The following is a 10,711-nucleotide window of genomic DNA, read 5'->3' on the forward strand; positions in this document are numbered from 1 at the left end:
TGAAAATCCATTTCTCTAACCATTCTCTCTACACATCATAATGCTGTCTGCTACTAAGATCTTCCTTTTTCAAATCCGAATCAAGGTAGTCAAAAGACTGTGGAACAACCCTGATCAGATTCATGGGATGTGGTAGTTTCTTCATTACTTCCAACGGAATCTTTTTATGCTCCATCAGTTTTAAATACTCATCACTGAATGGCTCAATTAAATTTGCTATACCTTCGATCTGTAAGCTTTTCAGATTTCCAAAGCCATTGTAATTCTCATAGATAGCTACACCAACATGCTTATTATTCTTTAATCCCCTGAACTTCAAACCTCCTTCAGAGAAGAAATACAGCTTACTGTCTACAAAATTGTATTCAATTGGTGTACATCTTACATGTCCTTCTGAAGCAGTCCCTAATGTACAGGTATTATGACTATCAATGAACCTGGAGATTCTGTCAAACAACTTATCTCGGTCCATCTTCTTAGACTGATCCTCTTTATTTATCCAAAAATTTGCTACAGTATCATAATCAAATAGGTCGGTCATTTCCATTATCTCCATACACTTTTTTATTTTAATTATATTGAAATATTCGGTACTATCATCTGCATAAACAATCATTTGGAATCTTCTTGTGGTATCTTCGGGAGCGTTTCACAGGACGTAGTACCGTATACTATAAGCACTATTTTACACGGCATCTCCCACATGTGAAAATATATATCCATTATCTTCCCATAATATGTGATTATAAGGCTCTCTAACCATGACATGACGATGAAAGAAAGAGTACAGTGGCTATTACTTATATCAAAGATATAAGATCCGGCATCACTTATGCCTATGAAACTACATCTCAGTGGGACAAAGAAAAGAAGCAGTCTCGATCAAAAAAATCTTATTGGTTGTGACGACATAAAGAAAATGGTTATAACCAACTATAAAAAATTTCCTCTTGTAGTAATAGATATTTCAGAAAAGGTAAAACATAACGCAAGATATGCGGTTACAGTAGATGATATCAAAGAATATGAGCAGGAATATGGCCCGATTCCGGATGGAGCTTTTGTAGCGCTTAGAAGTGACTGGTATAAAAAGTGGCCTGACATCAATGCCGTATCCGGTATAGACGAAGAAGGGAAAGAAAATGCCCCCGGATGGTCATTGGAGGCATTGGAATACATATACAAAGTGAGAAATGCATCCGCAAATGGTCACGAGACATTGGATACTGATTCCTCTCAGGTTGCGGAAGAGCATCAGGATCTTATTTGCGAAAGATATGTCCTTGAAAACGAAAAAATCCAGGTCGAACTACTCGCTAATCTTGATAAAGTGACACCTGCCGGAGCGGTCATACTTGTTTCTTATCCGAGAATTGAAGGTGCAACCGGGCTTCCGGCAAGAGTATGGGCTATTACCGAATGACGTTTATTAATGAATGAAACGTATCGTCACTTCCGCGATACGTTTCATTTCATTCCCGTAAATACTGACTTTCTGGCATCCACCTCAGTCAATCTCTCTTTGACTTCGATGAATGCAGTCTGAAGCAAAGTCATCCGTTCACCAGCTTCAGGAACTTCTTATCGTTCATTTGTTCGTTCGTGACATACTCTCCATCACAGAACAGAGCATATGTGGTGATCGGCGTCGGCGCATTCTGAGCCGTTTCTCTGCTCTCGATTTTCACAGCCTTAAATGGTATGCCATTTTTCCCGCTCCACGCTTTTAAGAAACACGAGTCCATCTTCAAAGCGATCTGCCAGCCACGCCTTCTTTGATGATACCTGCACATCCTTATTGTTTGATATAGCGCAGCAGATATGCTCCTTTTCTATATGGATATTATGAATACTTAAGTCTAACTACAATAGTTATTTTGACATAGCCATTTAATATCAGCCAAAAAGCTTTCAAGAACTTTTGATTGCTGAATCCGTCAATAGTGAAGTAAACGCATGACTCAATAGGTAAGGGCTTCCCCTTATGATATTCTCCTAATAGTTATACAGACATCAGTTTTTCATTTACCATCTGAAATCCGTTATGTGTATATCTGCATACATCACCTGCTTCTATATTGAATGCGGAAAGTTCCCTGCGCAGCGCCTGTATGAATTCATCTGACCGGCCATACTGACTGATCACGACACGGAAAGTATCCCCATACGTCGTGCATATCAGATTCTTCTTAGTCCCTATCCCACGCACATGCGGTTCCTTATCGACATCTGTGACCAGAAAAGCATAAGCATCCGGCAGATCCTGCCTGCCGGAATAGGTAAAGGCACAGGTAATAGGAGCTGTATCAGCCTGAGCGGAGGCGACAGCCGAAAAACGCCTGTTCCACTCAGTAATCGGAACACCTGATGATCGCTTTGACTCGATATCGGCAACCTTGTTCACGATAGCCCGGTCAAAGTGCTGCCTGTTCATCTGATCCTTCATCAGCTGCTTCATACATATGAGTTGTTCCTCAGCCTTAAGTTCGTTGAATCCTTCATCATAAGGAAGTAATATGGCATCCGAAAAATTTGATACCGTACCGGTTCCGTAGTAGGGTCTCATATCCGCTGAAAGCATGGTGGTAATAGGCAGTCCTTTTGTATCATACAGACCATGGATAGCCCGAGAAAGACATACCACCATCATGGACGCCGCAGAGGTCTGATATGATTTTACCTTTTTAAGGAAATCTCCCAAAGGAAATGTAAACTTAAGATAATACATATTCTCATCCTCAGGCTCCGTGACGGTTTCCGGGATGGCAAATGATCCGGGAGCCGACGGCTTATCCGGCTTTAATACTATCTCTTTAGCGTATTTTTTATAGGGATCCATGCGCTCAAGCTCGTCCATTGAAAGAGCCGAGCTCTCATCAAGGCGCACATTCTCAGTCGCCGGAACATCAAAGGAAAGCATCCTCGCGTAATTATAAAATAAAGTATGGATAAAGCAGGTAACCCCTTTAGCATCAGAAAGTCCATGATAGTAGCTGAAGCGGAATCCATCATCCCTGCACAGAAACATAAACGGATAGCCGGCAGTATCATCCGTACCATAGCATATGGAATCTCTTCCCATATCTGCCAGAGAAGGAACATCCTCGATCAGAGGAACTTCATCTGTATTGGGTATATATCCAACCATCCCGTCATGTATGACCGGTCTGTATTTAAACTCCGGAAAAGCAGAAAGTGTTTTCCTGACAGCGGCTGATAAAGCACCTCGATCCAGTTTTGAACTTAGCGTATAATCGAGAGAGATATCAAAGCATGTCCCATATCCTCCCCACGTATAGTAAAAAGAACTTGAGGAAATTCCCAACGGTTTAAAATCCATACAAACCTCCTTTTTTTACTGTTTCAATCCTTTCATCTACAAACGGGAATAATACTTCTCTCGCCATGGAAACAGCAGATCTGATCATCTCTTCCGGAAGGCCCGGAAGAATGTGTAAAAAGGTTATATACCTCAGTATGCAAAAGAACAGCAGATTGTCTTCTATCCTTTCAATCACGGCTTTATCATATACACCGAAATAATTCCGCACGAAAACATCCCATACACGGTTTATGATTTTTGGCGTCCATCCTGTTAGTTTTTCTGCAGCCTCCTGCGTGAATATTTTTATGATAAAAGGGCCGTACATGTATGTGCTCAGGACATCATAGATCGGATGTCCATATGCTGCATCCGCCATATCTATTACCATCAGTTCTCCATCACGCAGCATGATGTTGCCCCGGTGATAATCCCCATGAACAAATGTATCCCCTTCGGGGATGGAGTCGATCAGTCTGTGCAGCTTCTCCACTTCATCCGAAGTAAACAGGTCACTTACGGAATCCGCTCTGACATGGTAGATTTCTGCCATTGAAGGAAATATATCTCGAGGAGCACGTATCTTATGGAGGTTACGGGAAAGCTCAGCTCCCATGCCGATCAGCTCTTCTATACGTTCATTATCCTCCGCTATCAGCTCCCTTAAGTTTCTGGCTTCGATCCGCTCATATATGATACAGAGGCTGCCCCGGAATCTTGCCAGCTCATAGCATCTCGGGGTTGGTACCCCCAGCTGATACGATGCGACAGCTTTCCTGTATTCATTTTCAATTTCCTCATCAGGTACAGTCCCTTTATTAAATACCTTGGCTATCCTGCCGTCATTAAGGCTGTAGACATCGCTGTTTCTGCCGTGTCCAGTCACGGTGCAGCCATCCGGATTTATTTCCCGTAATGAAGCCATATATTGTCCTCCTTCCTATAAGTGATCAATATTTTATTATAAGGTTGTTTATCTTCATGGCAGAAACATAAGAGACATCCTTCGCTCCTTTCAGTACCAGTCGGAGGCCGAAATTGTGAAGCGGATCATCCTCATCATGTATCTCAAGCCATTTGGTAGCATCAAACAGCCCGCCGTTATCCCTTACGCGCAGCGTCCATCCGTCTAAGCAGGCCATGCGGATATCCACCGTGGCTTTTTTGTTTTTTTCGCGCCCCCAGCTCATTATGTTGATACCCAGTTCTTCGACTGCAAGTGAGAACCTGTTTGCAGTCCTGCCGGGCAATCCTTTGGACAGACAAAATTCACGCAGGCCTTCAGAGGCTGCAACAACCTCTGCCACAGAATCCGCAGACACCTGATACTGATCACATTCAGGCACATGGATTTCCTCCGACAGATCAAGCATGTCAGAAATACCCTTAGGAATACGCCGGTGCTTCACTGCCATAACGATTATCATGCTGATCGTTGTAAGGATCTCCGCAAGTACAAATGATATGAACACGCCGTCAGACCCCAACAGGTTCCCCAGAACGAACACCAGGATACAGATAAAAATGAGGTTATCAAACGCTGAAAGTATGTAATTCATTTTTATATTTCCGGTACTGTTGTAGTATTTCTGGAACATATAATTGATCCCGTATATTGGTATATAAAGTACATACATTTGCAAAGCCCTGACAGCTATGACAAGGCTATCGGTATTTGATGAATCAAAGAACATACGCATCATAAGGGGAGCGCCCGCAAATGATATAACAGCAACACACGCCTCGACTATGATAGCCACACGCACCGCATAGCGCATAAGTTGGCGTATGGATTTTTCATCCTTTTCTCCGAAAAAAACGGCTGACATCGTCAACACGGCCGTGCCTATGCCCATGGTTATCGGATTGTATATGTAATTAAGGGTGTTGATCGCACCAAATGCAGCTATCTCCGCACTTGTGGCAATTGCCGCCAGTACCATGTTTACAGTGTACATCTGAACCGTTTTGTACACACGGTCCACTGCGGCCGGAAATCCGACCTTAAACACCTCTTTAAGCGAAGAAAGATCGAACTCGCGCCTGTCAACCTGTATTACGGGCTCGTAACATCTGGACCTTATAAATATCAGAAATAAAAATGAGGCATAGTTACAGACTGATGTCGCTATACCCATTCCGAGCATGCCCTTCCTGAATATAAAGACATTAAGCAAGTCGCCCACCACATCGACAACAGCCTGCAGGATGACGGATCCGACCACATAACTGCCGCGGCCCTCTATGTGCATAACGCCAATGGTAAGCGGCATGATAAACAAAACAGGCAGCCCAAAGGAAAGGCCTGTTATATATTGCCCAAGCCCGTCTGCCAATGATGCCTTATCGCCGGTAGCGCCCAAAAGAGCAGATATCGGGGTGTGGAAAACGGCTGTGATCACACCTGTAATAATACCGATGCCTGTCAGTATGAAAACGGATGTTGTATATGCGCTGACGGAGCTTTTCAGCTTTCCCGCTCCTAAAAATCTGGCACAGGTATTTTGTACGCCGATGGAAAAAACCTGAAATATCATTACTACACACAGGTTGAGCGGGATAGACAGCTGAAATGCCGCCATAGACTCACTTCCCAAAAAACGGGAGGTAATAACTCCATCCACCATAGAACCGGCAAATGTAGCCAGGTTACTTAAGATCATTGTGACCATCGAGCTCAAGAAAACAGCACGTATCAATTTAGATTCAGGCATATTTCTCCTTATTTAGAAAACTGCATAAAAGAATTTTAAAGAGGCATACTTCCATGCCGACGTGTCGGTCCCGGAATTTCTTTATTACGAAATGTAGCTATCGCCTGCATTATTCGCTGCCTTGTTTCTTCCGGCAGGATAACCTCATCTATCATACCTATTGATGCTGCAAAATATGGATTATAGTAGGTTTCCTCATATTCCTTCTTGAATTGTTCCCTTACCGCTTCGGGATCTGCCGCACTTTTAATCTCTTTGTGCTTAAGTATGCTGACGGCTCCCTCTGATCCCATGACAGCAATCTGGGCGATCGGCCAGGCAAATACGTAATCTGCCCCAAGGTTCTTGGAGTTCATCGCCACATAAGCTCCTCCATAAGCCTTCCTGACAATGAGCGTTATCCTGGGCACAGACGCTTCCGCAAATGCATACAGGAGCTTTGCACCTCGCCGGATGATCCCTTCTCCTTCCTGATTCGCCCCCGGCATATACCCGGGAACATCAACAATTGACAACAAAGGAATACGGAATGCATCACAGAACCTGACAAATCTTGATGCCTTCTCTGACGATTTGCTGTCAAGCACACCTCCCATTTCCTTTGGCTGGTTGGCGACAACGCCAACGCTTTCACCACCGACTCTCATAAATCCAATGACGATATTCTTTGCGTAATCCCTTTGCACCTCTAAGAAGCTCGCCTCGTCCGCTATCATTAATATGACCGATCGGACATCATAAGGCTTACGACCGTTATCCGGAACAATATCCTGAAGCTGGTCTGAATAATCTATAGGCGGATACTCCTTCCAAAATGGCCGTTCATCACAATTCTGTGGAAGATAATCCAAAAGCTCCCGTACCTTGTCGAGACAACTCTTGTCATCCTCATATACAAAATGAGCCAGACCTGACTTTTCAATGTGTACTTCAGCACCGCCCAGCTCGGCGGCACTTATTTTAGCGCCTGTTGCCGCCTCTATAACACTTGGACCAGTAAGATACATCTGACCGTTCTTTTTCTGCATGATCACGAAATCCATCAGGGCCGGCGAATAACTTGACACTCCCGCACAGGGCCCCAGGATAACGGCTATCTGCGGGATAACTCCCGAAGCCTGAACGTTGGTACGCAGAATTGCAGCGCTTCCATCCATTGCGTAAAGTCCTTCATCAAGCCTTGCTCCGCCGCTGTCATTCAATGAGATATACGGCGCCTTATGATGGATGGCAAGCTGCATGATCTGACAGATTTTACGTGCATTCCCCTTACTGATTGAACCTCCCATCACTGTAAAATCCTGCGAGGAAATGAACACCTGCCTTCCGTTTATCTGTGCATAGCCTGTCACAACGCCGTCTCCGGGATAATCCTTTCCATGGGTACCCTCTATAGGTACATCCGAAATCTGAAATCCGGCTATCTCGACGAAACTGCCCTCATCCACCAACAGCTCTATCCTTTCCCTCGCTGTGAGTTTTCCCTTCTCATGCTGTTTTCGAAGCTTCTCCGGGCCTCCTCCTTCATTCATTTTTTCGCGACGTCTCTTTAGTTCATCACAATACTCCGGATTCCACATATGATTTCCTCCTGTTTTTATTTCCTTATCTGTCCCTTCCCGGGATTCATTTCAAAATCCGTTGTAACTTCCAATATGTTTCTGCTGTTATTAAGAATTCTTACAAGTCTTTCATCCAGATCAGTATTGTTATCTTTATAGTCAATCTATCAGAACTCATTTCTGATCGGAAATGCCAAATGCACCTCCATTATCCTGCCACTGTTTCAATATCGGGATTTGATCCATATTGTTTATGTTGTGTATAGGCTCAAAACAATCTGCCGGGGCACTGTATTTCATCCTTCTGATATCTCTCCACAAAAGATTTGTTTCTTTGTCTATCACCCTGACTTTACATTCTTTTATTCCGCATTCCCTTGCTTTTTTATACTCGGAAATACCCAAAAGCTGACTTTCAAGTGCAGCTGAGAAATCTGTATCTGTATCTTCCTTCTCCAGTTCTATGTACACATCCAAACATTTTTCCACGGTATTGAAGTTGCAGAAATAATCATACAGATTATCCCCGATACACTCTGTAAGAACTTTTTCAAAAGTCTCAGCGTTACAGATGAGCCTATTATCTCCATAATAAGGTCTCATGCATTCATTAAACTGAAATTCCTCCTTAGTTATTTTGCATGGACTAAGATAAATGCCTGTACGCATTCTGTAAATTCCATAGCAGTTTGTAAGTACAAGTTCATACATACGGTCAGTAACGGTCTCGGATAAAAGCAAGGGAACCGTTGAGCCCACTTCATCAACCGGGATAAACTCGTAAAATCCTTCCTCATAATCCAGCCTGAAAACATTGTCTTCTCCTGCCTGAGTCGCTATAATACCGAAAGGCGTCAGGAAATCGTCAAATTTCAGTTGAATATCTCCAAGATACTTTCTCAGCTTTCTTGTATAGATATGGTAATTTCCTCCGCTTCTCGCGATTATCCGTCTGAGTTTTGGCCATATACATCTTAAAATCTTTTCCTTGTTTCCTTCTTTAAGCACTTTCCGAATCTCATCAGCCCGTTCCGGATCAGGATAATTATAACCTTCAAGTTGTTTATAAATCTGGTTTCCACTCTCACTAATGCTGCTTATACTTCCGCTCTCGATGTCTCTGCACAGATCCTCACCCTGCTTTATAAGTATCTCGATATAATTCAGCACTACCCATGTATTGCTTCCATAGATTTGAGTCACATCTTTCTTTCTTAATGCCATGAGCAGATTAAGGTAATCCATATTCATCGGCTCACTGGGGAATATGATTGAAAACGGCGCAGTCAGCTTTCCATCGAAGCCTCTGTAGGACATGGTAAAAGCATCTATTCCGCTTGATACCATAATTCCTATGGGTGAATCACAGTATGTTCCATCGTTTTGTGGCATACCTTTAGGCCTTGACTCCATCATCAAAAAAGTGACCTCACCGTTTAAGGCATTGATGAATTTGTTTCCCATCTCTTTACATTTATCCTCTGAAACAGGTATCATTCTGCGCTCATCATACTCGTTTATAGCGTATGAATAGGCTTTTATCTTCTTTTTTGTAATAATTTCAGTTTCACCTACCTCAGTATGAAGTCTGAGAATTTTGTTAAATTTACCATCATCTGTCAGCGGAACTCTTTTCCGGTATTCATCTATGGATTTTATATTTTTAAAATCATAGTATTTGCCAAATGCTGTATCAGCATTACTCTCTATTACGCTTCCAAGAACTTTTCCTCCGCCATGAAAGTATTTCTGATATCTTTCATCTATGGGATTCAATATAGTATGTGTGACGAAATCATAAAGCAGCTTACCCTCTTCCTCATTAAAGAACTTATTAACAGGTGGCTTCACCAGAATTCCGGCATATGGCGCCATATCATTCTGAAGTGTTTTCCAGTCATCAACGGTAAAATCAGGCGAGCAAAAGGCACATTGAATATAGTAGGCCAAGACAGTCAGGAAAAAGTGATTATAGTAAGCATGAATACTGATCAGAAGATCGAACATCTTCTTGAATCCATAGGAAAAATGCAGAACTTTTTCTCGTGATCTATCCATATTCTGCACTGCCGAACTGCTGTTAACATAATAGTGATGACCGATGAATTGCGGCAGAACAACTATTTTTTTTGCTTTCGAATAACATGTAAGCGTAAAGTAGGCGTCTTCCGCCATGGTGATCATTTCATCAAAACAAATCTCATTGGATGCTATAAATTCCGCATCAAAAAAACGGTTATGTGTACAGAAATTAATTGAAGAAAATAATTCTTCACACCTCAGTCTCTCCCCTGTCAAAACAATTTCTTCCTCCAGCGGATTCCATAGTGTGATATCTGTAATAACAGATTGTACAGATTCATTCTCTTTGATATACGCCATACGGAAAATAACTATTTCCGGATGATGTTTACCCATAACATCTACGCACTTTTCAACTGTTTCGGGACTAATACTGTCATCAGAATCAAGAAATTCAATGTAAGGGGAAGTTACAAATTTCAATCCGTAGTTTCTCGGACTGGATGCACTTTTTGCATCGTTATACAGTTCTTTCAGGATAACGTTACTGTATCCTCCCAACAGTTGTTTTACACTGTCAACATATTCCTGTTTACAGTTATGAAGAACTATGATCCATTCTATATTGGAAAAACCGATTGTCTGATTCTTTACAGATTTAATCGTTTCAGCAAACATAGACATATCAGTATTATGAAAAGGGGTTATTATAGTTGCTTTATACTTTCCATTCATATCATTATTTTTCTTTCAATGAATTTGACCTGCCCTGAAGAGACCCTGGCTTATACCATACCGTTCAATACGAACAATAAAGAAATGTTCCTCTCGTAACTCAAAAACTATCTCTCTTGGGACAATTTCACGATCATACTTGTCCCTCAGTGCTACAACAAAGCTTGTCCCTCTATGTTAAAACAAATTTATATCTATCATTTTAACATAAAAACGGGTCATGAATGTGTTATTTCATGACCCGTTTTTTTGCAGTATTTACTATTAAGTTTTAGATATCAGCCGCCGATAAAAGAATTTAGGTTATTCGTCAAAAATAGTGGGTAACCATTGATTCTTTTTCGGAAGTTTAGTTG

8 protein-coding genes are annotated in these 10,711 nt (G+C 42.1%); 1 reads left to right on the plus strand and 7 read right to left on the minus strand.

The annotated features are described in order from the left end of the window. Positions 1–28: 28 nt before the first annotated feature. Complete coding sequence (locus BXO88_RS14725) at positions 29–616, minus strand: pyridoxamine 5'-phosphate oxidase family protein (RefSeq protein WP_242945239.1); 588 nt, start codon at positions 614–616, stop codon at positions 29–31. A 303-nt stretch (positions 617–919) separates the two neighbouring features. Between BXO88_RS14725 and BXO88_RS14730 the strand changes: the two genes are divergently transcribed. Then, positions 920–1,423, plus strand: a complete 504-nt coding sequence (locus BXO88_RS14730) for a cyclase family protein (RefSeq protein WP_256363679.1) — start codon at positions 920–922, stop codon at positions 1,421–1,423. A 130-nt stretch (positions 1,424–1,553) separates the two neighbouring features. Here BXO88_RS14730 and BXO88_RS17275 read toward each other — a convergent pair whose 3' ends face one another. The 6 genes from BXO88_RS17275 to BXO88_RS14760 form a co-directional block, all read right to left on the minus strand. Further along, positions 1,554–1,745 (minus strand): YoaP domain-containing protein, encoded by a 192-nt coding sequence (locus BXO88_RS17275; RefSeq protein WP_330395175.1) that lies wholly within the window; start codon positions 1,743–1,745, stop codon positions 1,554–1,556. Positions 1,746–2,002: 257 nt separating this feature from the next. After that, positions 2,003–3,340 carry a hypothetical protein gene (locus tag BXO88_RS14740; protein ID WP_078038488.1) on the minus strand — a complete coding sequence of 446 codons (1,338 nt, stop codon included), beginning with the start codon at positions 3,338–3,340 and terminating at the stop codon, positions 2,003–2,005. Then, positions 3,330–4,247 carry a phosphotransferase gene (locus tag BXO88_RS14745; RefSeq protein ID WP_078038489.1) on the minus strand — a complete coding sequence of 306 codons (918 nt, stop codon included), beginning with the start codon at positions 4,245–4,247 and terminating at the stop codon, positions 3,330–3,332. The genes BXO88_RS14740 and BXO88_RS14745 overlap by 11 nt, the downstream gene beginning before the upstream one ends. Before the next feature lie 25 nt (positions 4,248–4,272). Then, the gene (locus BXO88_RS14750) at positions 4,273–6,036 is read right to left on the minus strand and encodes an MATE family efflux transporter (RefSeq protein ID WP_078038490.1); all 1,764 of its coding nucleotides are present in this window, start codon (positions 6,034–6,036) and stop codon (positions 4,273–4,275) included. Positions 6,037–6,071: 35 nt separating this feature from the next. Then, entirely contained in the window at positions 6,072–7,616 is a 1,545-nt protein-coding gene (locus BXO88_RS14755) for an acyl-CoA carboxylase subunit beta (protein WP_078038491.1), read from the minus strand. A 156-nt stretch (positions 7,617–7,772) separates the two neighbouring features. Next, positions 7,773–10,355 (minus strand): GH3 family domain-containing protein, encoded by a 2,583-nt coding sequence (locus tag BXO88_RS14760; protein WP_078038492.1) that lies wholly within the window; start codon positions 10,353–10,355, stop codon positions 7,773–7,775. Between the last annotated feature and the right edge of the window lie 356 nt (positions 10,356–10,711).

Source organism: Oribacterium sp. C9 (assembly GCF_002007235.1).
Lineage (GTDB): Bacteria > Bacillota > Clostridia > Lachnospirales > Lachnospiraceae > Oribacterium.